The sequence below is a fragment of the Massilibacterium senegalense genome (assembly GCF_001375675.1).
GTDB lineage: Bacteria > Bacillota > Bacilli > Bacillales > Massilibacteriaceae > Massilibacterium > Massilibacterium senegalense.
In genome coordinates this window covers 1-25,743 of sequence record NZ_LN831779.1, presented here as the reverse complement: position 1 = coordinate 25,743, position 25,743 = coordinate 1, and the positions used below count along the sequence as shown (strand labels likewise).

At 34.1% G+C, this 25,743-nt stretch carries 26 protein-coding genes, 1 rRNA gene and 2 pseudogenes; 25 read left to right on the top strand and 4 right to left on the bottom strand.

Annotated elements, in window-relative coordinates:
* Window positions 1-125: 125 nt before the first annotated feature.
* Together BN1372_RS00135 and BN1372_RS00130 are read left to right on the top strand one after the other, a co-directional pair.
* A complete protein-coding gene (locus BN1372_RS00135; RefSeq protein ID WP_062196890.1) occupies window positions 126-896 on the top strand; it encodes a YcaO-like family protein in 771 nt (256 codons plus the stop codon).
* Window positions 897-959: 63 nt separating this feature from the next.
* Window positions 960-1,379: pseudogene (locus BN1372_RS00130) on the top strand (transposase); the annotation flags it as partial.
* A gap of 416 nt (window positions 1,380-1,795) precedes the next feature.
* On the opposite strand, the gene BN1372_RS00125 reads toward BN1372_RS00130, so the two are convergent.
* Window positions 1,796-2,308, bottom strand: a complete 513-nt coding sequence (locus BN1372_RS00125) for a HEAT repeat domain-containing protein (RefSeq protein ID WP_062196888.1) — start codon at window positions 2,306-2,308, stop codon at window positions 1,796-1,798.
* Between the two features lie 249 nt (window positions 2,309-2,557).
* Between BN1372_RS00125 and skfA the strand changes: the two genes are divergently transcribed.
* From skfA to BN1372_RS00055, 17 genes and pseudogenes are all read left to right on the top strand, one after another.
* Window positions 2,558-2,731 carry a sporulation killing factor gene (gene skfA / locus BN1372_RS14370; protein ID WP_074018084.1) on the top strand — a complete coding sequence of 58 codons (174 nt, stop codon included), beginning with the start codon at window positions 2,558-2,560 and terminating at the stop codon, window positions 2,729-2,731.
* Between the two features lie 63 nt (window positions 2,732-2,794).
* On the top strand, window positions 2,795-3,988 hold the full coding sequence (gene skfB / locus BN1372_RS00120) for a sporulation killing factor system radical SAM maturase (protein WP_062196887.1): 1,194 nt from the start codon (window positions 2,795-2,797) through the stop codon (window positions 3,986-3,988).
* 15 nt (window positions 3,989-4,003) lie between these two features.
* Window positions 4,004-5,506, top strand: a complete 1,503-nt coding sequence (locus tag BN1372_RS00115) for a CPBP family intramembrane glutamic endopeptidase (protein WP_062196886.1) — start codon at window positions 4,004-4,006, stop codon at window positions 5,504-5,506.
* Between the two features lie 23 nt (window positions 5,507-5,529).
* Entirely contained in the window at window positions 5,530-6,252 is a 723-nt protein-coding gene (locus BN1372_RS00110; RefSeq protein WP_062196885.1) for an ABC transporter ATP-binding protein, read from the top strand.
* The gene (skfF, locus tag BN1372_RS00105) at window positions 6,245-7,732 is read left to right on the top strand and encodes a sporulation killing factor system integral membrane protein (protein ID WP_062196884.1); all 1,488 of its coding nucleotides are present in this window, start codon (window positions 6,245-6,247) and stop codon (window positions 7,730-7,732) included. Before BN1372_RS00110 ends, skfF begins: the two co-directional genes overlap by 8 nt.
* Entirely contained in the window at window positions 7,710-8,093 is a 384-nt protein-coding gene (locus tag BN1372_RS00100; RefSeq protein WP_062196883.1) for a TlpA family protein disulfide reductase, read from the top strand. Before skfF ends, BN1372_RS00100 begins: the two co-directional genes overlap by 23 nt.
* A gap of 625 nt (window positions 8,094-8,718) precedes the next feature.
* Window positions 8,719-9,063 carry a hypothetical protein gene (locus BN1372_RS15935; protein ID WP_456085394.1) on the top strand — a complete coding sequence of 115 codons (345 nt, stop codon included), beginning with the start codon at window positions 8,719-8,721 and terminating at the stop codon, window positions 9,061-9,063.
* Window positions 9,064-9,366, top strand: a pseudogene (locus BN1372_RS15930) (transposase); the annotation flags it as partial.
* Window positions 9,367-9,876: 510 nt separating this feature from the next.
* On the top strand, window positions 9,877-10,557 hold the full coding sequence (locus BN1372_RS15415; RefSeq protein ID WP_230198773.1) for a hypothetical protein: 681 nt from the start codon (window positions 9,877-9,879) through the stop codon (window positions 10,555-10,557).
* Between the two features lie 12 nt (window positions 10,558-10,569).
* Window positions 10,570-11,100, top strand: coding sequence for a M28 family peptidase (locus BN1372_RS15410; RefSeq protein ID WP_267902233.1), 531 nt, complete (start codon window positions 10,570-10,572; stop codon window positions 11,098-11,100).
* Window positions 11,101-11,600: 500 nt separating this feature from the next.
* A complete protein-coding gene (locus tag BN1372_RS00085) occupies window positions 11,601-12,689 on the top strand; it encodes a putative 2-aminoethylphosphonate ABC transporter substrate-binding protein (protein ID WP_147515299.1) in 1,089 nt (362 codons plus the stop codon).
* Window positions 12,690-12,712: 23 nt separating this feature from the next.
* On the top strand, window positions 12,713-13,729 hold the full coding sequence (locus BN1372_RS00080) for a putative 2-aminoethylphosphonate ABC transporter ATP-binding protein (RefSeq protein ID WP_062196882.1): 1,017 nt from the start codon (window positions 12,713-12,715) through the stop codon (window positions 13,727-13,729).
* The gene (locus BN1372_RS00075) at window positions 13,730-15,487 is read left to right on the top strand and encodes a putative 2-aminoethylphosphonate ABC transporter permease subunit (RefSeq protein ID WP_062196881.1); all 1,758 of its coding nucleotides are present in this window, start codon (window positions 13,730-13,732) and stop codon (window positions 15,485-15,487) included.
* Window positions 15,488-15,499: 12 nt separating this feature from the next.
* On the top strand, window positions 15,500-16,309 hold the full coding sequence (gene phnX / locus BN1372_RS00070; RefSeq protein ID WP_062196880.1) for a phosphonoacetaldehyde hydrolase: 810 nt from the start codon (window positions 15,500-15,502) through the stop codon (window positions 16,307-16,309).
* A 1-nt stretch (window position 16,310) separates the two neighbouring features.
* The gene (phnW, locus tag BN1372_RS00065) at window positions 16,311-17,408 is read left to right on the top strand and encodes a 2-aminoethylphosphonate--pyruvate transaminase (RefSeq protein WP_062196879.1); all 1,098 of its coding nucleotides are present in this window, start codon (window positions 16,311-16,313) and stop codon (window positions 17,406-17,408) included.
* The gene (locus BN1372_RS00060; RefSeq protein ID WP_062196878.1) at window positions 17,405-18,586 is read left to right on the top strand and encodes a saccharopine dehydrogenase family protein; all 1,182 of its coding nucleotides are present in this window, start codon (window positions 17,405-17,407) and stop codon (window positions 18,584-18,586) included. The genes phnW and BN1372_RS00060 overlap by 4 nt, the downstream gene beginning before the upstream one ends.
* A gap of 41 nt (window positions 18,587-18,627) precedes the next feature.
* Window positions 18,628-19,413 carry a DeoR/GlpR family DNA-binding transcription regulator gene (locus BN1372_RS00055; RefSeq protein ID WP_062196877.1) on the top strand — a complete coding sequence of 262 codons (786 nt, stop codon included), beginning with the start codon at window positions 18,628-18,630 and terminating at the stop codon, window positions 19,411-19,413.
* A 245-nt stretch (window positions 19,414-19,658) separates the two neighbouring features.
* On the opposite strand, the gene psiE is transcribed toward BN1372_RS00055, so the two are convergent.
* Window positions 19,659-20,120 (bottom strand): phosphate-starvation-inducible protein PsiE, encoded by a 462-nt coding sequence (gene psiE, locus BN1372_RS00050; protein WP_062196876.1) that lies wholly within the window; start codon window positions 20,118-20,120, stop codon window positions 19,659-19,661.
* A gap of 216 nt (window positions 20,121-20,336) precedes the next feature.
* Here psiE and BN1372_RS15065 point away from each other — a divergent pair, with 216 nt between their 5' ends.
* The 4 genes from BN1372_RS15065 (at window position 20,337) to BN1372_RS00035 (ending at window position 22,934) form a co-directional block, all read left to right on the top strand.
* Window positions 20,337-20,474, top strand: a complete 138-nt coding sequence (locus BN1372_RS15065) for a hypothetical protein (RefSeq protein ID WP_154662966.1) — start codon at window positions 20,337-20,339, stop codon at window positions 20,472-20,474.
* Window positions 20,475-20,563: 89 nt separating this feature from the next.
* Window positions 20,564-20,989: a DUF2521 family protein gene (locus BN1372_RS00045; RefSeq protein WP_062196875.1), complete on the top strand. Its 426-nt coding sequence runs from the start codon at window positions 20,564-20,566 to the stop codon at window positions 20,987-20,989.
* A gap of 55 nt (window positions 20,990-21,044) precedes the next feature.
* A complete protein-coding gene (gene cwlD, locus BN1372_RS00040) occupies window positions 21,045-21,758 on the top strand; it encodes an N-acetylmuramoyl-L-alanine amidase CwlD (protein ID WP_082418889.1) in 714 nt (237 codons plus the stop codon).
* Between the two features lie 126 nt (window positions 21,759-21,884).
* The gene (locus BN1372_RS00035; RefSeq protein WP_062196874.1) at window positions 21,885-22,934 is read left to right on the top strand and encodes an Mrp/NBP35 family ATP-binding protein; all 1,050 of its coding nucleotides are present in this window, start codon (window positions 21,885-21,887) and stop codon (window positions 22,932-22,934) included.
* An 18-nt stretch (window positions 22,935-22,952) separates the two neighbouring features.
* On the opposite strand, the gene gerD is transcribed toward BN1372_RS00035, so the two are convergent.
* Window positions 22,953-23,534 carry a spore germination lipoprotein GerD gene (gene gerD / locus BN1372_RS00030; protein ID WP_062196873.1) on the bottom strand — a complete coding sequence of 194 codons (582 nt, stop codon included), beginning with the start codon at window positions 23,532-23,534 and terminating at the stop codon, window positions 22,953-22,955.
* Between the two features lie 113 nt (window positions 23,535-23,647).
* Here gerD and BN1372_RS00025 point away from each other — a divergent pair, with 113 nt between their 5' ends.
* Window positions 23,648-24,337: a KinB-signaling pathway activation protein gene (locus BN1372_RS00025; protein ID WP_074018083.1), complete on the top strand. Its 690-nt coding sequence runs from the start codon at window positions 23,648-23,650 to the stop codon at window positions 24,335-24,337.
* Between the two features lie 100 nt (window positions 24,338-24,437).
* Here BN1372_RS00025 and BN1372_RS00020 read toward each other — a convergent pair whose 3' ends face one another.
* Entirely contained in the window at window positions 24,438-25,196 is a 759-nt protein-coding gene (locus BN1372_RS00020; protein WP_062196872.1) for a polysaccharide deacetylase family protein, read from the bottom strand.
* Between the two features lie 372 nt (window positions 25,197-25,568).
* Here BN1372_RS00020 and BN1372_RS00015 point away from each other — a divergent pair.
* Window positions 25,569-25,743 (top strand): 16S ribosomal RNA (locus BN1372_RS00015); the annotation flags it as partial.

Genomic DNA, 25,743 nt, shown 5'->3' with positions numbered 1-25,743 from the left:
TAAGAAGATTATGTGAATTATAAAGAAATGTTAAGTTATTTGGGTTATTTCAATTTAATTAAGAAGCTTATATTGTCTTAGCACCTTCATCTGAACTTCCCTTGTTTATAGGTAATTGTGAATTTATGAATATAAATTATCTTTTTAACTATTTATTAAGACAAATCAGTATGTCTTTAAAGCTTAATGAATCAATCTTTGTAGGTGGGAAAGGTTTTACAATGTATAAGTCAATTTGTTCATCGCTAGGGGAAGCTTTTGAAAGACTAATGGCTTGTCTAGAATATGTTGTTCAAAAAGATAAAATTACTTTAGGATCATATAATGATTTACAGGAACAAAAACTTCCACCGATTCATCCTTCAGAAATCCCAAACTTTTCAAACGAACAGTTTAAAGATGAAAATTTTTTATTTGAAGAATTCAATACAGATGCCTATATTTCTTGGATTAAGACTGAGGATTTAATAAGCGGAGAAGATGTATACTTACCAGCCTGTTTTATATTAATGTATTACAGACCAGAATCAACCAAAGAACAAAGAGTTGGTTATGAAACTTCTGGTGGTTTAACCTCCCATTATTTAGAGGAAAGTGGAATACAGCCTGTTTTAATGGAAATTATGGAACGAAGTGAAATTAATTTATCATGGTATTGCAATATACAGCCAGAGGAAATCATTATTGATTCAATTGATAATAAAAAGCTACGAAGATATGAAAACTATATTATAGAAAAAAATATTCGGTTTTTTAGACATAATGTAGACCAACAAAATTTTCATGTAATTACAGCCATGTCATTTGATAAAGATCTGACGAAATACTCCTTCACACAGGGGGGGAGAGAGTGTAAAATATTTTGTGTAAATAGATCTATTCCATTTTCGTCATAGAAAAAGGAAGACCCTTTTGTAGAATAAAGTTAGCGACAAAATTCACAGAAAAGAGGTCTTCCTATGAATAATCTTACTACAGATTTAATCGAAGCACTAGCTCAAACACAAGATATAGAAGAAGTTTTTCGTTTACATTTAGAACATGCAATCAATCAGTTATGTAAACATGAACTTACTTGGTTTCTTGATTACGAGCCTTATGAGCGTAAGGGAGTTCACTCTGGTAACTCTCGAAATGGTTACTATGGCCGTTCTTTTAAAACAGAATATGGCGAGTTAAACCTCCAGATTCCTAGAAATCGTAATGGAGAATTTGAACAATAGACCATCGCTCCTTACAAGCGTTCAAATGATACGCTTGAACAATTTGTTATTCACATGTATCAAAAAGGAATCAAAACGTCTGAGATTACAGAACTCATCGAGAAAATGATTGAAATGCAGCTCGAAAGAGCTACATGTATATATGGATGGTACTACGGAACAATCCCTTCTAAATCCACGTTAATTTGATCTCACTAAAAAGAGACCATAGGTTCAAAATAAGCAGTCATCGCAGCGAAAAAGACTATTATAATAAGAATTTTTAAAATAATCATATCACAGTTAACTTAATCTATTAAAAAGGTATTTACACAAAATTCTTGACACTACCGGCATTGGGGCTGGAGAAATAAATCGGTATAAGGTGGACACTGAATAAAAAGAGAGAATAAGCTAGAAAAAGATGGAGTGCTATGGGGTGCTTCCTCTTTTTCTTTTTTTAAATCCGTTTTGGAAAGGGGAAAACAAATGAGAGGGCTTACTTATGAATTAACAAGGATTGAAGATTGGTTGAGAAAAGGAGAGTCAATTGTATTTTATAAACAAGGTAACATTGAAGAGCCTCCTGTGTTTTATTTGTCTAATTCTCTACCAATTAGTTTTGCTAATACTTCCTGAGCTGCTGCTTTTTCAATCATACTTTCCGTATTAGATTCATGATTAAGAAGTATAGAAACAGAGTTTTTTTCTACCTCTTTTGGATCAATCATTCCTAATACCCAACTTGTCCAAAAAAGCAAATTTTTATTGTTGTTAGTTAAGATTTTCCCTTTTAACAATGGAATGCTCCTTTTACCTATTCGTACCAAACTAAGTGCTGCTGCCATTCGAATCTGCTCATTTGTGTGTCCTAGCATTTCGATTAAATCAGTTATAGCACATGAAGCTTTTTCACCAATTTCCCCTAAAACAATGATAGACATTGTAATTAATTCTTCATCATCACTCGTGTTGATTACGTTCGTTAGAACAGGTAAAGCTTGTTCTCCTGTAGTCCCTATGGATTTTATCGCTTCTAATGCTACTTCTTTTTTCGGACTCTTTAATTTTTCAAGACTCATATTAATTTCTTTTTTATTATCCATTTAATACACCTCTTTAAATAAAGTATAGTTCTCTATTTATTTACAAATCCCTCCTATAAACCTGTATTTTAATAAATAAAGATTTTCATTTGATAAAAAGCTTAAAGGCTGAATATGTTGTTGAAAAATGAAGGAATATTTCTTTTTTTATAAATATTCAGATAAATTGATGACAAAGCAATAAGTTGATGGTATGATTTTACTTGGTAATTGATTACAATTATGAGACTAAAAAGGAGGTGAAACGTTATGAAAGAAAATGAAAAAAAACAAAATTGGGAATCAACACACTCTTCGGCACAAAAACAAGCCGTAAGGCCACTTGTCAAATCTGTTGGGTGCGCTGCTTGTTGGGCTGCTCATTCTATTTCTCTTACTAGAGTTTGTATACCGCCAGTTACTCCAATAAATGCAGCATTATAAGAAATGGAGAGGAGACTGAGGTAATATTGGTCTCCTCTTATTATTAAGTAAAGGAGAGAGAATGTGACTACAGAGTATAAATCAGAGTTTTATTTACACTTACAACCTCATGGAGCATTGTTGGTTGATAAAAAGAGTATGTACTATTTTCGATTAAGCGGAGAAGCTGTAGAAATCGCACTTATATTAGCCAAAAATCAATCGCTTGAAAAAACAGCGAGAATATTAAGCACAGTCAAAGAAAGAAAAATAACAGAAGATGATTTGATTTACATGTTGGATGCACACCCAATAACTAAGGTTTGGAAGGATGAAATTCCAAAATTAACGTTAACTGGTTCCACAGAGACGTACATTCCTATTAGTTGTACATTGCAATTAACTAACGGCTGCAACCTATTTTGTTCTTTTTGCTATTCATCATCAGGTAAACGTCTTGAAAGTGAATTAAAAGCTAACGATTGGATTACAGTAATGCAAAATTTGGCAACAAGGGGGATCACAGATATAACTTTAACAGGTGGAGAAGCCAGATTAATAAAAGGTTTTAAACAAGTACTAACTACTGCAAGTTCCCTTTTTACAAATGTCCATTTATTCTCCAATGGTCTGCATTGGAATCCTGTTGAACTAGACCTTATATCAGATTTAAGTAACGTGTATGTTCAAATAAGTATTGATGGTTCTTCGGATATACATGATCATTTGCGTGGAAAAACAGGGGCATTCAGAGAATCAATGGAGACTGTAAAGCAACTTGCAAATAGAAATGTACCTACATTAATTGCTATGACAGTGAATCCTACAAACTATAAATCAATTGAGGAAGTAATAGATTCTTCCGTATCAGCAGGTGCAAATATATTCAGGGCAGGTATCACATTACCTGTTGGTAGAGGAGAAAATGTATCTTTTGGGTTAACAAAAGATGAGTATGCTTATGTCCAAAATGCACTTAACAAATCTGTAGAAAAGCATGGCGATGTTATTCATATCCCTATTTGGGATGGAGATGATAGCGGCGGGTGTTCGGAATTTAGTACCCCTGGGTATCTTCAGTGGTATATACGGGCTGATGGTTTGGTCACGCCTTGTCAGGTAGAAAGTGTTTCTTTAGGACATATACAAAGAAATACAATGGAAGAATTAGGGGACCCTTCGAATGTTTTGTCACTACATGAGAATGTTAGTACATGTCGTTGTATGTCAAAGGTTGATATGCCAGAAGAGGTAGATTGTCCACACACTTATGTTTAAAAAGGAGCCAATTAAATGACCGAGGTGTTGATTTTAATTATAGGTATTTTATCTGTTACTCTATTTTGGCGTTTTAGACCCCCTTTTTATGAATCCACTTTACTAACAAGGAGTGAATCAGTCTTTGTAGCACAAAATTATATTAATAGAATTATTGGGGTTGATGTATCAACATGGAAGGTATATTCAAACTATTGGTATGATCATGAAGTAGTTAACAGAATGCATCAATTAGATCTCTTAGAAAAATGGCGGTCTTTGTTATTCGATTGGGGGATTGTGGAATCCTGGAGGATACGCTTTGTTCATGAGAACAATTCAATCGTAGTTAATATTAATGCTAATAAAGAGATAACATTTTTACATTCAAACATTCGAAATGAATCCCTTTATAAAGATATATCTAACAAAATCTCTACTTCACAAGATATTATCAATTTACTGAAGCAGCAGTACGGAAATAAAATTTGGAGTAGAGTTGAAGCCACTGGTGAAGGCGAGAGAAATGAAGATTTATCAAATATCAGGCATTATTGGTACACCATTAAAGCTGATAAGATTCGCATGAAATTTAATGTAACGGTTGAGGACGATAGAATTACTCAAATAAACAATGACACTGATATTAATACAGATGATATACAAAAAGTTATAAGAAAAGAATACCGTGAGAGTGCGTTAAATTTAACAAGTTTCATAGCATCATTGGGTGCAACTATTGTAGCGGTCATTTCTCTTATCTATACCGAACAAGTAACGGGAATAAATACTAGTCTTATGCTCGTTGGTTTAATGATTTTGTCTATGCTATTAACAGCGCACGATGACATTAAATTAAGTATTGTTAATGCTTTTGATTCTAGATTAACTTTGAGGTCCATATATACCGTTGGAATTTTATCTGCATTCATGGGTGTAACAGCATATAGCTTTCTTACCTTTATACTATCATTGGCTGGCTTGAATCTTGCAAACAATAATGACGCTTTAACATTTCAACAACCGATAGATCAATTATTTGTTGGAATAGGAGTAGGTTTTATTTGTTTAGCTTTATCAACAGTTTTCTTTTATCTATTACAAAAAAGAGGTTACTTGCGCGTTTCACCTGAATTATCTTCCAGGTCAACTTATTTATCTGGATTTAAATATCGACAGTCAATTAGTATGAGTATGCAAAGTTCCTTACTTGAAGAACTAACATATCGTCTACTTGGGGTTTCGTTGTTCATGTGGTTATTTAACAATGAATTACTCGCCCTTACTATAACATCAGTATTATGGGCTTTCTTACATCAAGGAAGAGGCTTTTCACCACCAATTTTTCGTTGGGTTCAATTAATTCTAATAGGTTTTGCTTTCGGCTACATTTATCTGCAATATGGTTTTTTGGCAGCTTTTATAGCTCATTTTGTTCATAATTTTATTTTAACATCACTTCCTCTTTTCGATTACAAATTAAGTAAAAGAAAAGAAAACCCTAATGCTGCTTCTAATTATATAGGTTCTAGAAATTAATATATTTGTCCAGGAGGAATTATATGTTGAAAATAAAATATCTAACTAAGACATATAAACAAGGAGATGGTATTTTTGATATTAATATCGAAGTACCTGCTGGAACAATTCTAGGGATTCTGGGTGCTAATGGTGCTGGTAAAACTACATTGCTACGTTGTATAGCGGGACTTTTGCAGCCTCAGTCTGGAGACATAAGGATTTGCAATGAAATCCCTGGTTCAGAAAAGGCTAAATCTCTTACAGCTTACGTGCCAGACCAAGCCTATCTCTTTCCGACTCTCACAGTAGCTGAACATCTTCAATTTAAAGCCAAAGCATTTGGGATACCTCGAAAATCATTAGAAAGCAGTGTCTATGATGCTTTAAAGGCTGTTCAAATGACAGAACTATCTGATCGAACAAGTGGTAATTTATCAAAAGGACAAAAACAAAGAGCTATGTTAGCTTCTGCATATATTCAGAAAGCAGAATTATACATTTTTGATGAGCCGACAAACGGACTGGATATACCTTCAAGGCAATGGTTAGCCGAATGGCTTATGGCGCAAAAATACAAAAATAAAATAATTATTGTCTCCTCCCATAGTCTTGATTTTATTCAAGAGATTGCAGATCAATGTTTACTATTAGAAAAGGGAAAGATGAAAAACTTTAAAGAAGTACCGAAAGAAAATAAGGAAATTACACAATGGAGCAATAATATTATAAAAGAACTAGGCGGGGTGGTACGTCTTTATGATTAATATTATTGGCTTGCGATGTAAATTATTTATAAGAAGAATACAAAATATCCAATTTAAAATAAGTGGTTTACCCTTATTGGGTATTGTTTTATTTTTAACTATATTTTTTATTCATTTTTACATCTTGAGTAGCACACACGAAAATAATACATTTCTTCAAGGGTGGATTATTGTTGGTTTATTTTTAATCAGTGCTTTCTTTGGGCTTATATCAAACAGGCTACCTTCTAAATTGTATGATTTTACTTGGATATATTCATTACCGAAATCAGATTTTTTAATTTTGATGTCATTATTTATTGCTAGAGTGTTACCCCCATTAGTTATTTGGTTAGGTTCGGCTATAGTAGTTGATATTATAGCTTTTGCAAGTAAAACTTTGGACACTGGTGCTCTCTCTACGGCTCTTGTTAGTTTATTCATTTTAGTTACTGTTGAATTGATAGCTTTTGCCTGTTCTACTGTAAGAGGGGATTTCTTGTATTTAAGTATATTTGCTATATTGATAAGTTTATTATTGGTTGGTTATGTAACGCTTACTTGGTTAGTTTTTTATAAAAATTTGCATCTCTCTTTTTTTTCGTCTATTTCTGAATTAGGCAAGATATTAAACGGTACTATAAATATCACTTCATTTTTCTTTCTTTTTTTTATCATTTGTCTATGCTTGTTTCTCATTTATAAATTTGGAAAGACAATGAAGTTTAAAGAAAGGTTGATTTTCGAAGCAGATTTTTGGTCACAGCATGAGGATTTTAATTCATTCATCAATTCTTTAAGAGTTAGCTCAAATTATAGAAGTTGGTGGAAAGGGAAATTTCTTGATGGAAAGTTATCGTTTGTTTGGTTTGAACTTTTGCTTATACGAAAAAACTTAAAGAGTTTAATATTTCAACTTATACTAACAATATTAGTTTTTCATTTTTTATTAAACTTTTATGACCTCCTTTATTACTTTATTTTTGGATTTCTAATTTTATCTACTTTATTTAGTGGATATGTTACAGGGACATTGAGACATTATCATTCAAACACTCTTTTAACAACCCCTGGAAGTTTGTTGAATAAAGTCATCACCATAGAATTAACCTCAATTATACCAACTTTAATTACTATCATCATTTTAGACCTATTAGTATATATAAATAATATAGAACTTGATAGGGTATATGTAATTGCTATTAATTTATCGTTTGTATTAATCGTTTTTCTTCATATATATGTTTTCTTTCGACTTATAGTAGTCGATAATGTAACTGCTACATCCTACTACAAAAATATTGTTCTTTTGTTGCTTTTATGCATCGTAATATTATCTGCACTCTATAGGTTCCTAGCTGACTATGAAGGGATAACTTATTTAATACCAAGTGCTATATTTTTAGGTATATGTCTATTTAGTATAGGAATTTTTATGTTAAATATGCGTTTTAATAAACAATTTAAAGGAGGAAATAATGAAGAATTTGATTTTAAATAAATTAGAATCCCAATATCCACTTTTGAATACTAATATAGAAATACTATTTTTTTGGTCTATAAGTTGTGGACAGTGTCATGTGTTTTTAAACAAATTAAACGATTTTTATGATAATGAATCTATTTTTACGATTCATGTACCATTAAGTGAAGCTGATCTTCATAAAGAAAGAATGGAAGCATTCTTGTATAAAGAAGATATCAAACTACCAGTTTATTATGATAATCAACATGAACTATTTGCAATGATCAAATCTGGATTCGTTCCTACTATTGTATTATTAGATAAGGATAAAGATGAAATCACAATAATTATTACATTAGAAGAAATGGACGATGCAATAAATAAACTTAACTATTGATGGGCTATTTTTATAAATCGCTATCTATGCAATATTACAGATTATATTATTATCACTAGCGTTGCATTAAATATATATAAATATTAACAATATACTAAATATTCTGTATTTTTTTAAGCCTATAAAAAAATCCTTTATAATGGTTGGTAGGTAGTAAACTATCCAAATCCAATATAAAGGAAAATTGTATGGATAAGTTTACACGAAATAATGCATTTAAACAATGGTTATCACCAATAAACCAGAATATGTTTGATAACTAGGTTCAAAAATACCAACTTGATTACTATACTAAAAAGTTGTTTATGAAACCTTTTGTTTCATTACTGCTTCACGCCCAATTGCACGAGACAAAAGGCTTACAGGCAAGCTCTTCTCCGAAGATCTGCAAAGATCAATTGATTTAAATTTCATTAGCACCTCGCAATTGGGGAGAAGATTAAATGAAGTTCCAACATTATTTTTTCCATCGCCTTTTCTGGATTTAGTTTCCTAAATTCATGAGAAAACGCATTTTAATACAAGACGTAAAGTAACTACACCACTAGAAGTCATTGACTCGAGCACACTTTCATTAAATTTAAGAAATCATCAATGGGCTGAATTTTGTAAAACGAAATCAGGAGTGAAACTTCATTTACATCTAGTATTTCTGGATAAAGGATTATCTTATCCAGATCAAGCAGTCATTACAAATGCTAAGGAACATGACCGCGGGCAATTAGAAGTATTGGTCGATGACCAATCTTGCATGTATGTTTTTGATCGCATGATGGACGAAGGCTATTTCTTTGTTTCTCGTCTAAGAAAAAATGCTGTTGTCTGGGTGATGGAAACATTTTCGTTGCCGTCAGATTCAAAAGTTTTATCTGATGAAATGGTTGTCATTGGAACACCGCAAAATCATTCGGAAAATGTCTTTCGCAAATTAAAAATACTCGATTCTAGGGATAATGAGCTGACTTTATGAACGAATCGATTTGACTTAAGTGCAGATGAAATAGCTGAAATATACAAATCTAGATGGGCTATTGAATTATTTTTTAAGTGGATGAAACAACATCTCAGTATAAAGAAATTCTATGGACATAGTGAACAAGCAGTGCACAATCAGATATACATTGCAATGATTGTGTATTGCTTAAATGTCCTCGCTCAAATTAATACCAAAAGTCACCGGACTTACTTACAAATAAGTCGTTATTTAAAGGCTTCCTTATGGAAGCCAGCCCGCATTTTGGTTAGAAAAATAAAGGGAAAAGGAGAACCATAATAATGAAGATGTTGCTTGTTTCCACTAGTCATTATTTATAGTAAAAAAATGGATAATTACTACCTTTCATTTGGTATTTTAACTTTTTTTCATTTTGACTCGGATAATTAGTCAGAATAGTCAAATTAAATTTACTCAACGCTAGTGACCTGAATTATTCATAAAAATTTATTGATAACCATACCAGTGCTTATGTATACAGTAATTCAACTAATTTTCTTATACTGTTTTGTATCGAGTGGATGATGTCATTTAATAGTGAACCGTGATTAGTCTTGTACCGCCTGAGGACGGGAGACTTCTTTATTTTGCGATAATACTGGTCATTCACGAAAGGGAGAGGATTAGATGACAGGCTGGTATTTATTATTTGTCCGTCACGGGTAGTTATTACATGAGAAAGAAGAGAATGAATTTGATTGTCAACATAAAACAGAGCGAAACAAACAATTTTTACTGCAAAGCTTAGAACAGGACAATCTTTCTTATGACTATGATGGAAAAACGCTTATGATGTATAGTCAACCAATGAAAGAAGAAGCGTGGATTTCTATTCTGGATTTTGAGAATCGCGGGCGCGGTAGAAATCTTTGGTTTAGACCGGGAGAAGAAGAACCAAAGATAAAAGAGCTTGATACGTATACTAGCGGGATTTTCCGCCAATTCAATCGACTTGGATTTTATACAAATGGTTCCTGTCATGGTTATGGCAGACATGCTGCGTATATTTCCGTTGTAAAAAAAGAAAACAACATCTATCTGCTAAACCAACTGTTGTTAGCACTAGGTGTAAAAGTAATTCGTGGTCGCGATAATGGGAGAAGTTATGTCCTATATTTTCCATTAGCAAGAAAAGAACTCCTTGTGATAGCTGAAAAAATGAGTGTGATGAAGGTAGAATGGCTAGAACGAAGGATGGATTATGTCGAAGGGCAACTATTTTATACGGAACTAGAAGAAATGCTTTCTATTCCAGGATTGAGTGGGAAGGAATGGAAAATTAGAGAAAAAGTAAAAGAAAAATTAACACCATATGTCGATTTTATTATGGTCGATTGGTGTGGCAATTTGTTAGCGGAGAAGACCTATCGAACGGGACGTGGTCCAACCATAGTATTAAATGCTCATTTAGATACAGTGAAAGAAATCGTAAAAGGTCGAAGGATTAGGAAAGAGAATGGGATTTGGTAGAGCAATGAAAGTATTTTAGGAGCGGATGACCGCACAGGTGTTGCGGTGTTACTACCCGTTGCTAAAATGGTCATTCATTTTTCTACTTTTTCTGGGAAAATAAAATTAGTTTTTACTGTGGAAGAGGAAGCGGGACTTGTTGGAGCAAGTAAAGTAGATGAGTATTTTTTATGGGGAACACATGCGACGATTGTAGTAGAACGACGTGGAACGAGTGATATTGTGACATCTTGTTTAGGTACGATTCCATTTTGTGAGGATGGATACGGAGAGTTTATCGAACAAGTGGCGAAAGAAGCAGATTTAACCGATTGGAAGTGCACGCAAGGTGGAAGTAGTGACACAATCATTTGGGCATCGCACGGCATCCAAAGTATCAACCTTTCCGTAGGCTATTATCATGAACATACAGATGCGGAATGTTTGGACATACGCGCTTGTTATAAAACGACACAATTACTTCGAATGTTTTTAGAAAAAGAAAGAGAACTTGTACGGACGTTGAGAATGATGTGGAGAAAAAGGATGGATTGTGCGAATTGATTTTTTTATTTATTACAAGACAAATATAAAACCACTCTTTTATGTTGTATAATTGGAAGACTTTAGGAGAAAAAATGGGAAGTAACGAAAACCATCACAAATAGTAAGTACCTTTTTATGACTTAGCAGAAAGACTGCCAAGTCATTTTTATTTTTTCACTTCTCTTTGTTCATTTCTTATTATCTTGTAAAAATTAATTATTCAAAAAATGAAGACAAGTTGTGTAGTATCTTTTATTACGGAGATGCCACACATTTTTTTGAAAAAATGTGGGATTGAGTGTTAGTTTTGTTATTAATGTTAAGGAAATGTAAATTTTATAAAGGAATACGGGTGGTTTTTCTTTTAAAGACCGCATAAAAACACATAATTCAACAACTTTCCATACAATTCAAAGTTTTAACAAAGATATAACAAATTATCGGATTGGTATTAACATTCGTTTCTTATAGTGGAGTTGTAGGAAAAATAACTAGTCCAATATGAGGGAGAGGAAAAGATGAAAAAGATAAAAAAGATAAAACCAACGTTAATTGGTCTGACTGCTATTTTAGGATTATCCATCTTTGCTGGTTGTTCTGGCGGTGGGGATAAAGCGAATGAAAAAGGAAACGGTGACAATCTTAAAGGAGAATTAACAGTTTATACAGCCATCGAAGATGAATTAATCCCTGTCTATCTTAAATCATTTGAGAAAAAACATCCTGATGTTGATTTAAATATTGTACGAGATTCCACAGGAGTCATTACAGCAAAACTTTTAGCGGAAGGAAAAAATACAGAAGCGGATATTGTTTGGGGAACGGCTGCATCGAGTTTACTTGCGCTTGATGAAAAAGATATGTTGGAGGCTTATTCTCCAAAAGGAATTGATCGTGTGCAAGAACAATTTAAAGATAGCAATCAACCAGAAAAGTGGGTCGGAAATACAGCGTTTATGACTGGTATTGCTGTTAATAAGAAAGAATTAGAAAAGAAAAATTTACCGATGCCAGCTTCTTATGAAGATTTATTAAAGCCAGAATATAAAGATACACTCGTTATGCCGCATCCAGCATCATCTGGCACCGGATTTTTAACAGTTTCTGCTTGGCTACAAATGATGGGAGAAGAAAAAGGATGGGAATATATGAAGAAATTACATGAAAATGTTTCTACATATACACATTCAGGTTCTAAACCAGCAAAACTTGCTGCTGCTGGAGAGTATCCTATTGGAGTATCGATGGTATACAGCGCAGTAAAAGAAAAACAAAAGGGTGCCCCGATTGAAGTCGTTCTTCCGAAAGAGGGATTAGGTTGGGAAGTAGAAGCAAATGCACTTATTAAAAAAGAAGACAAGAAAGATGAAAAACTAGCAAAAGCATTTTTAGATTGGGCTATTTCTGATGACGCGATGCAAGAATATTTTAATGCAAATGGATTTGCAACGATTGAAAATGATTTTAACGCACCAGAAGGTTTTCCAGAAGATGTAGTAAGTAAATTATTTGATAGTAATGATTTGAAATGGGCAGCTGAAAATCGTGAAGAAATCTTAAAGAAATGGGAGAAAGAATTTGGTCAAAAAGCCGAGCCGAAGGAATGACATAAGGCGAAAGGGAGAGGAATATGGATAGTTACTTAAAAATTGACCATATTAGTAAAACATTTGGAAATACAACCATTTTAAATAATCTTTCATTCAATGTTACTAAAGGAGAATTTGTTTGTTTGTTAGGTCCGAGTGGTTGTGGAAAAACGACGTTACTGCGAACGATTGCAGGATTAGAAGAGCCGACAGCTGGGCGTATCTTGATTGATGGAAAAGATGTAACAAATATGCCACCATCTCAAAGAAATTTTGGAATTGTCTTTCAATCTTATGCCCTTTTCCCCAATTTAACAGCATTAAAAAATATTGAATTCGGGCTAAAAGCAAAAAAATTATCAAAAAAAGAAGTGAAAGAGAAAGCTTTGGCAGCATTAGAAATGGTCGGGTTAGAAGAAAGAAAAAATAATTATCCATCGCAGTTATCAGGGGGGCAACAACAAAGGGTCGCTCTTGCCCGCGCTCTTGCTTTATCGCCTGATTTTCTTTTACTAGATGAACCGTTATCTGCTCTAGATGCAAAAGTTCGAGAAAAGCTTCGATTTGAAATTCGCGATTTGCAAGAAAAGTTGGGAATTACGACGATTATGGTGACACATGATCAAGAGGAAGCCTTAACCATGGCAGATAAAATTCTTGTAATGAATCGTGGAGAAATAATGCAAATCGGTACACCACAAGAAATTTATCAATTACCAGCTAATTCGTTTGTTGCTGATTTTATTGGTGCTATGAATTTTATTCATGTAAATCCTAATCATCCAGAAGAACGGATTTTAGCGATACGTCCCGAACATATAATCTTAACGCAAGGAGAAGGTCTTACATCTATTGTTGAAAAATTAGAATTTAGAGGACCAGTTTACCGGGGATTAGTGAGATTACAACAAACCAATTCTCCATTAAATAATAAACTTGTTTTAATTGACTTGCCAACGATGATGGTTCATCAAAAGCAAATAAAGAAAGGAAGTATGTTAACCCTTTCTATCAGTGAGAAGCAAGTGTTGACGTATGATGAAAGGATGGGCGGATAAATGGAGTGGCTAGAAAAAAATGAGCGTATGATAGTCACAAAAAATAGTAGACAAAGAGTAGGAAAAAATGAATGGTTACAACGTTTACTACTTTTTTTTATGATCGGTATTCTGCTAATCCTATTGGTTTTTCCGCTGTTTCAGTTATTTGTCCAAGCTTTCTATGATAAAGAGGGAGTATTTATTGGACTTGAAAATTTCAAACAATATTTTTCATCGCCAACCTTAGTGCAATCATTACAAAACACGTTGTTTATTTCCAGTATGACAACGTTGATTTCCGTAGCATTAGCTTTTATTTATGCTTTTGCCTTAATTCGCTCTGCTATTCCTGGAAAAATGTTTTTTAAATCCGTGGCTATGTTGCCTTTATTTGCTCCAACGATGATGCATGGTATCGCATTGATGTATTTATTTGGGAATCAAGGGCTTCTAACCAATGGTTTGTTTGGATTATTGCCAGGTACAAATATTGAATTATACGGTCCTGTTGGAATTATTATGGCGGAGGTTGTGTATACGTTCCCACAAGCGGTCTTAATTTTACTCATTGCGTTTCAAGGTGCTGATTATCAAATGTATGAAGCGGCAGAAACACTAGGAGCAAGTAAATGCAAAAAATTTTTGGAGATTACCATTCCTAACGTTAAATACGGAGTAATCAGTGCTTCGTTTGTCGTCTTTACGTTAAGTTTTACAGATTTCGGGGCTCCTAAAATTGTTGGGGGACAGTACAATGTACTCGCCACAGATGTGTATAAACAAGTGATTGGACAACAAAATATGGCAATGGGTGCAACAGTCGGGATTATTTTAATGTTGCCAGCTATTTTTGCTTTTGTTGTAGATCGGTTAACTGTTCAAAAAAACTTAGGTGCTATTTCTTCTAAATCTAAACCATTTATTATTAAAAAAAATAAGATGAGAGATACCCTTTTATTCTTATTTTGTTCCATCATTTCAGGAGCAATATTTTTAATGGTACTAGCAGTGTTAGTAGCAGCTTTTTCAAAAGTGTGGCCATATGATCTTAGCTTTACTCTTGAGCATTTAAATCTTTCTAGTTATACAGGTGATGGAATGGCAGCATTTAAAAATAGTATCATTGTCGCTTTCATTACGGCAGTAATAGGGACGTTATTAACATTTTTATTTGCTTATGGGATTGAAAAAATTCGACGTATGCCAGGTGTGCGGAAAATAGGATACTTCCTATCAATTATTCCTTTAGCTGTACCAGGGCTTGTCATTGGATTAGGGTATATCTTTTTCTTTAGCCAACCAGAAATTCACCTTTTTTCATGGACATTTCATAATCCATTCCATTTTTTATATGGCACTTTCGCTATCCTTATAATGGCAAATGTTATCCATTTTTACTCAGTCTCATTTGTAACAGCTACGACAGCACTAAAAAAACTAGATAAAGAATATGAACTGATTTCTGAGTCAATGGGTGTTCCATTTTATAAAACATTTTTTAAAGTGACTGTACCAATGTGTCTGCCAGCAATTTTAGAAATATCTATGTATTTCTTCGTTAATTCCATGGTAACTGTATCAGCTGTGATGTTTTTATACTCACCAGATTTCAAACTAGCTGCTATTTCGATTGTGAACATGGATGATGCAGGTAATTTAGCTGCGGCAGCGGCTATGAGTTCACTGATTTTATTAACAAACATCGTTGTCAAGTTAGTATATGAATTATTAACAAAGTATGTAACGAAACGTACATTGAATTGGCAAAAAAGATAGGAGGACAAATAAATGAAACAAACGATTAAAGCGGTTATTTTTGATTGGGCAGGGACGACAGTTGATTATGGGTGTTTTGCACCTGTTCAAGTATTTATGCAAATTTTTAAAGAAAAAGGAATGGAGATTACAGTTGAAGAAGCGCGCAAACCGATGGGCTTGTTAAAAATTGATCATATTCGTGCAATAACGGAGATGCCTCGAATTAAAGAATTATGGCAATCTGTTTATGGACGTGAACCAAAAGAAGCGGATATACAAGAAATGTATGGAAGATTTGAAGAAGAATTGTTTGCAATTTTAGCAAACTATGTCACACCAGTACCTGGGTGTTTAGAAGTGATGGACAATCTGCGTCAGCGTGGAATAAAGATTGGATCTACAACAGGTTATACGTCAGAAATGATGAAGATTGTCGCGCTAGGTGCGGAAACACAAGGCTATAAGCCAGATTATTACGTTGCTTCTGATCAAGTACCAGCTGGTCGTCCGTATCCCTGGATGTGTTATAAAAATGCGATGGAATTAGGGGTTTATCCGATGAACACGATGATAAAAGTTGGAGACACAGTGTCGGATATGAAAGAGGGAAGAAATGCAGGAATGTGGACAGTAGGTGTCATCCTTGGGAGTAGCGAGTTAGGATTATCGGAAAAGGAAGTAAAGGAAATGGATAAAGCAGAATTAGAAAAGAAAATACAAGTAGTAAGAGAACGTTTACTAGCAGCGGGGGCTCATTTTACTATTTTAGAATTACGAGAGCTTGAAGGAATTATGGCACAAATTGAGCAACAACAAGTAGCTATTGGAGGAGCAAAGTAACATGGATAATCAACATTATTTGTTATTAACACCAGGACCATTAACTACGACTCAAACAGTGAAAGAAGTAATGTTAAAAGATTGGTGTACATGGGATACTGATTACAATGATTTAGTACAAAACGTTCGTAACAAACTAGTTCATTTAGCTACACAAAACAATGGGAATTATACTTCGGTTTTAATGCAAGGAAGTGGCACATTTACGGTAGAAGCAACGATTGGATCAGTACTTGGACCCAATGGGAAATTGCTAGTTTGTATAAACGGCGCTTATGGAAATAGAATTGCCCAAATCGCAGATATTATTGGAATTCCAACGGTTGTATGTAAAGTAGAAGAAAATAAACCAATTTCGATAGAAAAAGTAGAAGAATTACTTCAAACGGATCCGGATATTACACATATTGCTGCTGTTCATTGTGAAACGACAACAGGTATTTTAAATCCTATTCAAAAATTGACACAAGTAGCTAAAAAATACGGAAAAATAACAATTATTGATGCGATGAGTAGTTTTGGTGGAATCGAGATTGATGTGGCAGATTGGCAAATTGATTTTTTAATTAGCAGTGCTAATAAATGTATCCAGGGAGTACCTGGGTTTGGTTTTGTAATAGCAAAACAATCGGAGTTGGAAAAGTGTAAAGGACAGGCTCATTCTCTTTCACTAGATTTATTTGATCAATGGGAGACAATGGAGAAACAAAATGGAAAATGGAGATTCACTTCTCCTACTCATGTTGTTCGCGCTTTTTATCAAGCATTACTAGAACTTGAAGAGGAAGGTGGTGTAGGAGCAAGACAACAGCGATATACAACGAACCAACAATTATTAGTAAGAGGAATGAAGGAGTCTGGTTTTATTCCTTTTATTGAAGAAAAATACCAGTCCCCTATTATTACATCTTTTTGTTTCCCTACTAAGGAATTTAATTTTCCTTTGTTTTATGACTACTTGAAAAAACAAGGATTTGTCATTTATCCAGGAAAAGTTTCACAAACAGATACATTTAGAATTGGCAATATTGGAGATGTACATACAGAAGATATAAAAAAATTAACAGCTATTATTTCGAAGGGAGTTATTTATCAATGAAAATTTTTTGTTTAGGTGGAGCAGGTAAAATTTGCAGAGAGGCAATTTTCGATTTAGTGCAATATTCTGATTTTGAGACCATCACTGTTGCAGATTATAATGAAGCAGAAGGAAGAAAAGTAGTAGAATGGCTTGACGATTCACGGGTAGATTTTGTCCAAGTAGATGTTACAAATATCGATGAAACTGTAGAGAAAATGAAAGGGTACGATATTGTTTTAGATGGAACTACTATTAAGTTAAATGGACTTTCTTCTGAATGTATTGCCAAAGCAGGGTGTCATGGCATTAATTTAAATGGTTTTGGAGAAGAAAATCAATGGAATGATTTATTTGAACAAAACGGTAAAACATTACTTCCTGGGTTTGGGATGACCCCAGGTTTAACACAAATGATGGCTATGCACGCTGCTAATCAATTAGATACCGTTGAAAGCGTGCGCGTCAGTCACGGATCTTTTCGTCCAATTGCCTTCTCAGCATCGATTGCAGAAACGACAACTTATGAATATGATCCTGATTTACCAACTAGGGTTGTTTTTGAAAATGGAGAGATGAAGCAAGTAAAACCATTTGCTCGTCCAAGAAAAATTCAACTGCCAGAACCTTATGGTGAAACGATTCAATATATTATTCCGCATGCAGAGACGGTAACGTTGTCAAAGGCGTTAAAAGATAAAGGTATTCAATTAATTGAAACTCGTGGAACGTGGCCACAAAAAAATATGCAGCTTGTGAAAGCACTATATGAATATGGTATTTTACAAAATACACCTATTCAAGTGAATGGGAAAGAAATCGGTATTATGGATTGCATATCTCAATATTTGCTTCAATCTAAAGAAGGCCAAACTACTGATTTATATGGATATTCTCTACATGTAGAAGTAGAAGGAGAAAAAAATGGAAAGAAAATAAATCATACATTGTACCACACACATCCTGCTTCAGACGGTTCAGTACCTGGCTGGGAAAAGCTACGTGCGTACACAAGAAATGTTGCAATTCCATTTGCCATCGCAGCTAACTTAATTGCCAAAGGCCATGTACAAAAAAAAGGAGTTATTACTCCTGAAGAGGCTTTTGATAATCCAACGATTATTTTTGAGGAATTAAAAAAGAGAGACATTATTGTACATGAAGAAGTGAAAGAAGTAACTCCTGCTCCCGCTATTTAGTCTAGTAATTGGAACTAAATTACAGTGATGGAGGTTTGCAAATGTCTGTAGTAAGCGAAGAAAGAAAAAGGATTATTTTAGAGAACTTGGAAGTGAAAGGTAAGGTTAAAGTGGCGGATCTTGCCGAGAAATTTTCTGTTTCTACTGAAACAATTCGTCGATATTTGGAAGATTTAGATAAAAATCAAAAATTAAAAAAGGTGTATGGGGGAGCTGTTAAAAATGACCCCCCATCCTTAATAGAACCGTCGATGGTGGAAAGAAAAATTTTAAATATAGAGAAAAAGAAACGAATTGCTTATAAAGCAGCTACATTTATCCAGAACGGGGATGTTATTTTAGTAGATGAGGGAAGTACCACTCTTCAGTTAGTTCCGTATCTCATGCATATTAAAGAGTTAACGATTATTACAAATTCTTTTCCTTTTGCAAACCAGTTAATATCTGCTACAAATAATAAGATGTTTACTGGAGAGATAGTATTTATTGGTGGAACAATTAGCCCTCAACATTTTCGCACAGCTGGACCAATGTCACAACAAATTTTGACTCATTTATCTTTTGATCGAGCTTTTATTTCAGTGGATGCTTTACTTCCTGATTTCGGTATATCTTCATATAATTTAGAAAAAGCGAAGTTATCTGAAATGATGATTAACCAAGCGGGAAAAACATATGTATTGGCTGATCATTCAAAAATAGGTCTGAAAGGAACATACAAGATTACAGAATTAAACAAAATTGATTATATTTTATCTAATCAACCTTTATCAAAGGCTTGGGAGGGACATTTGCTCGAAAATGATGTGAAATGGATTCATTGTTAATTAATCGGTTCTTTCTATAAACTTGTCTTTTAATTAGACGAAATTTATCTAAAAAAGAAAAAATTCATGTATATTCCTAGCAAATGAATAATAGAAAAAATATTTTGTAAACGGTCTTTCCTTTATGAATGAAGTAGCTAAGGAAAGACCTTCTGTTTTATAAATAGGAGTATACCCAATAAACAATGAACTAGTTTTGATAGTTATTTTTTTATTAAAGGATGAAAAACGGTACAACCGTTGATTCATTTTTCAACGGTATGCTTGTCTTTAAAAAAAGAATGATTGTCCGGGCGATTACGTGGGGTAATATTTAAAATAAAATAGCCGATGATTAAAATTAAAATGACTAACGAATAAAATATCGTATTCATCGGATCATCATGGTCGACGATAATTAATCGAACCATTGCTGTAATGCCGATATACAAGAAATAACGTAACGGAAAATGATAATTTTCCTTAAAATACTTCACAATCATCGAAATAAACTCAAAATATAAAAAGAACACGAGAATATTTGCTAAATATAATTGATAATCCGTACTTTCATCGCCAAGAATAATATGGCTAAACGCAAACAATTCTTTGCATAGAAGAAAAGAGAGTACAACTGCTAATAAAACGAGAGAAAGGTTTAAAATGACTTGTAGTGCGCGGGGTAGAAAGAATAAAAAGATGTCGTACCCTTTTTTTAATTTTCCCAATACATGACCCTCCAATCTAAATGCTCCGTAAATTTTATTATGAAAATCATACCATAGGGAAGCTACCCCTGTTATCATCTTCACAAAAAATATAAGAAAAAATAACATATATCTGATAGCTTTAAAAAAGAGAGGCGACAAAGGGAAATATTTTTTCTTCATGTTTTTTGTATGGTTGGACACGCTAACAGTGTCTTGTAAAAAGGAGGTGATGGGATGGAATATAACATTGCGGAATTGTCGGAAAAAGAAGCATCTAAAATTAAAGCATTAGAGGAAGAGTTAGGGATGGTGTTGATTGCTTGGGAGCATCAACGCTTCCACAAACAAAAATCTGGTCATGAAAAAAGGTAGTCCTTTGGCATTTGCTAAAGGATTTTTTTGTGTAGTATGAATCGTTTCGTGTTTTTTGATACTAAGTGTGAAAGCTGGAGGTGAGACAGGTGCAAGTTATTTTCACATTTAAACAAAAGCAAGCGGAACGAAAAGTTCAATATGAAAAAACCATTTTAAAATGGCTCTCATTGAAAGAAGTGGAGCAGGAAATTGAGCAAATGTTTTATCCATTTTTTTTAGAAAAATCGACAAAGTGGCCGATTGTGACGGAACTTTGTTTTGAGTTAGCGTTGGAATCGTATTTGTTAGGAGCGAGCTTTAGTCGTTTGGGGTATTATGGTATGCCGTTTATCGAAGTAAAAGAACGTTCCATTTATAAAGAAGCGTTGTTGATGGAGGATTTATACGATTACTTAATGTTTTTACAACCGTCTGCTAATGCAGCGTTGTATGAAAATTGTCGGGAATTTATTAGTGATTATTTTTCAAAAGGATATCAAAATGGTAAAAAGACATACAAATTAAAAATATAAATGCGTTCATATTTCCGCCTTCTTGTCCATATAGTGACAATGAGGAGTGAGGAAGATGGATCGAAAACAAGCACGTTTTTTCGTGTTTTTTATGATGATCGTAATGAGTATTTCTTTTTTTTTCTATCCATGGATTACTCCTTCGTGGCGAGTATTTACCCTTCCCTTATCAGGAAAAATTGTTGTTATAGATGCTGGACACGGGGGAATTGATGGAGGAGCTGTAGGAAAAAAAGGGACAAGGGAAAAGGATATTACGTTGAAAATTGCGCATGAACTGCGGGATTATTTGCAAGGGGCGGGCGCCTATGTCATTATGACGCGAGAAGGTGATTATGATTTGGCACCGACGAACATGAAACGCGTTCGCGATAGAAAAGTGTATGATTTAAAAAAACGAACGAAAATCATTAATGAGTCAGGAGCAGATTTTTTTATTTCCATTCATTTAAATGCTATCTCGTCTTCTAAATGGAGCGGCGCCCAAACATTTTATCATTTATCACACGATGAAAATGAGGAGATGGCAAAATACATTCAACAAGAAATCAGCCTAACATTGAAAAATACGAAGCGTATGGAGAAACCAATCCATCACGTGTATATTTTAAAAAAAGCGAAGATTCCTGGTGTATTAGTAGAAGCAGGATTTTTATCCAATTATGAAGAAGAACGCCTTTTGCGTGATGAAAAATACCAACAAAAAATGGCGGCATCTATATATAGAGGGATTTTACGTTATTATACGACCGAACAAAAAGAAAAATGAGGAATGTTTACAACTAGAAGAAAGTTGAAAAAAATCTATGTTTATTCGAGCGCCATTTTTATTGAACAAAGCCCATTTGTGTTATACTAACAATAAAATGATTCTAAACTATAAGGGGTGCAAAGGATGCTGACAAAAGATCAGATTACAGATATTTTAAAAAATATGGTTGACCCAACATTACATAAAAGTTTATATGAAACAAACGGGATTCGTGATATTCAAGTAAAAGATAATTTTGTTAGTATAAAGCTTGCGATTGGTAAAACAAGCGGGCCAGAACAAATGGATTTGCAACAAGAAGTAGTAAACGTGTTAAAAGACCGTGGTGTTCCATCCGTAGGCTTACGTTTTGAAGAATTATCCGAAGAAGAAATTAAAGCGTTAGGTGGCGTACAAGAAGAAGGCTTACCACCATTGTTATCAAAAGATAGCCAAACAAAATTTATTGCGATTGCTAGTGGAAAAGGCGGCGTTGGGAAATCAACTGTCTCCGTTAACCTTGCTGTCGCGCTTGCTCGTTTAGGAAAAAATGTTGGAATTATCGATGCGGATATTTACGGATTTAGCGTCCCGGATATGATGGGGATTGAAGAACTTCCAGTCGTACGCGGGGAACAAATTTTCCCAGTAGAACGTTACGGTGTAAAAGTTATTTCGATGGGCTTTTTCGTTGAAGACAATTCTCCAGTTATTTGGCGTGGACCGATGCTTGGAAAAATGTTAAACAACTTTTTTAATGCCGTAGAATGGGGCGACTTAGACTATTTAATTTTAGATTTACCACCTGGAACTGGAGATGTAGCGTTAGACATTCATACTCTTCTTCCAGAATGTAACGAAATTATTGTCACTACTCCGCACCCAACAGCGGCATTCGTCGCTGCTCGCGCTGGCTCGATGGCGCTTCGTACAAGCCATAAAATTTTAGGTGTAGTAGAAAACATGGCTTATTTTGAAAGCAGCGTTACAAATGAAAAAGAATATGTATTTGGCCGTGGCGGTGGAGAAAAATTAGCGAAAGTGTTAAAAACGACATTACTTGGTCAAATTCCATTAGCACAACCAGCTTCAGTAGAAGGTGACTTTGCACCATCTATTTACGGAGAAGAAGAAAAAATCGGACAAATTTATCAAACAATGGCGAAACAAGTTATCGGAGAACTTGAAAAATAAAAAAAGAAAGAGGCCTTCTCATTCTGCTGACGAGGAGGCTTCTTCTTTTGGTTTTTTCTTTTCTTCTTTCGCTTTTTTCATTAGTTCTAGTAATTTTGCTTGATAAAGTGGGCTATTTAACGTTTCTGATATGACTTGCTGTAATTCTTCACGATATTCTTTTCCTTTTAAAATATCTTCTGTCATTTTTTTGACTTCTGGATTTTTTAATACATCGATAAGTAGCGCTTGGTATTCTGGATCGGTCATTAATTCTTTCATCATTTTTTTATGTTCTTCATTAAAGTGCTTTGCAAATTGGCTAGTAAAAGCAGGATCGCTAAATGCTTTTTGCCAAAACTCAGTACCTTTCTCAGAAGTTAATGTTTCTTCAATTGTTTGCTTCATTAAAGGATGATCGATAATAATTTCCTCTTTTAATTGATCTTGGTTGATTACTTTTTGAATCGTTTGTTTTCCTTCGTCGGTTTGTAAAATATCCATCATCATCTTTTTGGTACTTTCGTAATTTGTTTGTTTTTCATCTTGTTCTGCTGGAGCACAGGATATTAATAAGAAGAGCATGAGGAATGCTAGAAAATAAAAAACTTGTTTCCGCATAATGTTGCTCCTTTCCATCACTTTGATTATTCTTAATATGAGAAAGAAAAACGTGAAATATACAAAGGATGGTCATTTGCAATAAGTACTTTATAATTGGGGGAGTTTTAAGAGTGAAAGCAAAAAAATGGGTCTTTTTATTTTGGACAACCTTAGTTGTCGGGGCGATCAGCGGTACCATTACTGGGTTTGCGCTCGACTGGAATAATGGGATGAAATTAGGAGTAAAAGAATTCATCGTTACATTTATTTGGTTATTTGGAGTTTCTGCGATGTTTAGTGTTGTAAGTCAGATGGGCTTTTTTGCTTATTTATCGCTACATCGTATCGGAATTGGGATTTTTCGTTCATGGTGGAATGGAGTGCAAGTCATTTTAATTGCGCTTATTTTGTTTGATTTAGTCTATTTCCGCTATCAATTTTTTGCAGAAGAAGGCGAGTCTATCGTTCCTTATTTATTAGTGTCTGTATTTCTTTTTGTCACCAGTTTAATGGTGGCCTATATTAAACAAAAAGAAACAACAAAAGAAGCGTTCGTGCCAGCTCTATTTTTAATGATTGTTGTTACAACATTAGAATGGTTTCCGGCACTTTACATTAACGATCCAAAATGGTTATGGGTTTATTTTGTTCCATTGTTTACGTCGAATGTGTGGCAATTATTAATTTTACATCGTCTGCTTGACCCGAAAGTAATCGAAGAATCAGCAAAAAAACAAGCGAAAAAGCAGGCGGGAAATCAAATATCTACGCATCCGCAAAAAAAGCAACCAACGAATCGTAAAAAGAAAAAACGTTCATAAAGAAATCTTCTATTAGCGGGAGGTTTACTGCTCCTTACGAAGGAGCAAAATAAAACACACTTTCATTCGAGGAAAGTGTGTTTTATTTTGAGAGCGAGAGCTACATTTCTTTATTCGAGCTTTTTGCGTTTGTAATTAGCTCCTCCACTGTCACGTATGTAAGTCCTTTTTGTTTAAGGTCTTCATGGATAGGGCTTAAAATTTCTGCTGTTTTTCGGGCAGAATCAGAAGCGTGCAATAGGACAATATCTCCTTTTGTTGTTTTTTTCGTTGCACGGGTAATCATTTCTTCTTTTGAAATAGGGGTCCAGTCTTTCACATCGACGCTAAAATGAATCGTAGAATAGCCTTGTTTTTCCACTGTACGTAATACTTGTTCATTAAATTGCCCATTTGGTGGACGGAAAAGATGAATTTTTTGTTCGGTTAAATCAGATAATATATGATGTGCTTTCATTAAGTCTCGTACCATTTCATCTTCCTCCATGTCCGCATAACTTTTGTATTCATAACCTAGATTGCCAATATCAAATCCAGCTTCGACTATTTTTTGGACGATGTCCGGGTGTCTCTCAGCCCATACACCGGAAAGAAAAAACGTTGCTTTTTGAATGTTTAATCGTTGTAATTCTTCTATAATTGGAATGACTTCTTCGTTTCCCCAGCTAATATTAAAAGTAAGTGCAACTTTGTTTTGCTCTGTTTCTACTTTATATAATGCTTTTGGTCCTTTCGGTGTTGAAAAAGTAAAGGTGTCATTCAATTGAAAAAATAAAAAAGTAGCGCAAAAGAAAGTAGCCAACAAAACAATCAGCCATTGTTTTAATTTTTTTCGTTCAATAATATAAGCATTGGACATAGTTGTACACGCCTCCCATTTTTAAACGTGATGAAGTCCTACTATGAAAAGAACAGAAATAGCGAAAGGATAAGTTGTTTCATGTATATGAGGAAGTGGACAACATATGCAAAAAAAATAATGAAAGAATTGTTGACACAAAATAATAACCATGATATATTATTAATCGTCCTTAGCGAACAATAACGCTACGACAACCACATAAATATTTTTTGAAAAAGTGGTTGACTAAGAAAAGTGATTATGTTAATATAAGAAAGTCGCAAAAAAAGTTCTTTGAAAACTAAACAAAACGTCAAGCAATAGGATGTACAACATACAATTTGTATGAAATGCATCTCTAGTCAATTCTAAAGAGCCAACGTAAAACTTTTATTTGAGAGTTTGATCCTGGCTCAGGATGAACGCTGGCGGCGTGCCTAATACATGCAAGTCGAGCGAACCGACGAGGAGCTTGCTCCTTTGAGGTTAGCGGCGGACGGGTGAGTAACACGTGGGCAACCTGCCCTTAAGACTGGGATAACATCGAGAAATCGGTGCTAATACC

Bases quoted from the DNA above. Each gene is read 5' to 3' on its own strand.
- BN1372_RS00135 (WP_062196890.1), top strand. From the start codon at position 126: ATGAATATAAATTATCTTTTTAACTATTTATTAAGACAAATCAGTATG.
- BN1372_RS00125 (WP_062196888.1), bottom strand. From the start codon at position 2,308: ATGGATAATAAAAAAGAAATTAATATGAGTCTTGAAAAATTAAAGAGT.
- skfA (WP_074018084.1), top strand. From the start codon at position 2,558: ATGAAAGAAAATGAAAAAAAACAAAATTGGGAATCAACACACTCTTCG.
- BN1372_RS00115 (WP_062196886.1), top strand. From the start codon at position 4,004: ATGACCGAGGTGTTGATTTTAATTATAGGTATTTTATCTGTTACTCTA.
- BN1372_RS00110 (WP_062196885.1), top strand. From the start codon at position 5,530: ATGTTGAAAATAAAATATCTAACTAAGACATATAAACAAGGAGATGGT.
- skfF (WP_062196884.1), top strand. From the start codon at position 6,245: ATGATTAATATTATTGGCTTGCGATGTAAATTATTTATAAGAAGAATA.
- BN1372_RS00100 (WP_062196883.1), top strand. From the start codon at position 7,710: ATGAAGAATTTGATTTTAAATAAATTAGAATCCCAATATCCACTTTTG.
- BN1372_RS15415 (WP_230198773.1), top strand. From the start codon at position 9,877: ATGATGTATAGTCAACCAATGAAAGAAGAAGCGTGGATTTCTATTCTG.
- BN1372_RS00085 (WP_147515299.1), top strand. From the start codon at position 11,601: ATGAAAAAGATAAAAAAGATAAAACCAACGTTAATTGGTCTGACTGCT.
- BN1372_RS00080 (WP_062196882.1), top strand. From the start codon at position 12,713: ATGGATAGTTACTTAAAAATTGACCATATTAGTAAAACATTTGGAAAT.
- BN1372_RS00075 (WP_062196881.1), top strand. From the start codon at position 13,730: ATGGAGTGGCTAGAAAAAAATGAGCGTATGATAGTCACAAAAAATAGT.
- phnX (WP_062196880.1), top strand. From the start codon at position 15,500: ATGAAACAAACGATTAAAGCGGTTATTTTTGATTGGGCAGGGACGACA.
- phnW (WP_062196879.1), top strand. From the start codon at position 16,311: ATGGATAATCAACATTATTTGTTATTAACACCAGGACCATTAACTACG.
- BN1372_RS00060 (WP_062196878.1), top strand. From the start codon at position 17,405: ATGAAAATTTTTTGTTTAGGTGGAGCAGGTAAAATTTGCAGAGAGGCA.
- BN1372_RS00055 (WP_062196877.1), top strand. From the start codon at position 18,628: ATGTCTGTAGTAAGCGAAGAAAGAAAAAGGATTATTTTAGAGAACTTG.
- BN1372_RS15065 (WP_154662966.1), top strand. From the start codon at position 20,337: ATGGAATATAACATTGCGGAATTGTCGGAAAAAGAAGCATCTAAAATT.
- cwlD (WP_082418889.1), top strand. From the start codon at position 21,045: ATGGATCGAAAACAAGCACGTTTTTTCGTGTTTTTTATGATGATCGTA.
- BN1372_RS00035 (WP_062196874.1), top strand. From the start codon at position 21,885: ATGCTGACAAAAGATCAGATTACAGATATTTTAAAAAATATGGTTGAC.
- gerD (WP_062196873.1), bottom strand. From the start codon at position 23,534: ATGCGGAAACAAGTTTTTTATTTTCTAGCATTCCTCATGCTCTTCTTA.
- BN1372_RS00020 (WP_062196872.1), bottom strand. From the start codon at position 25,196: ATGTCCAATGCTTATATTATTGAACGAAAAAAATTAAAACAATGGCTG.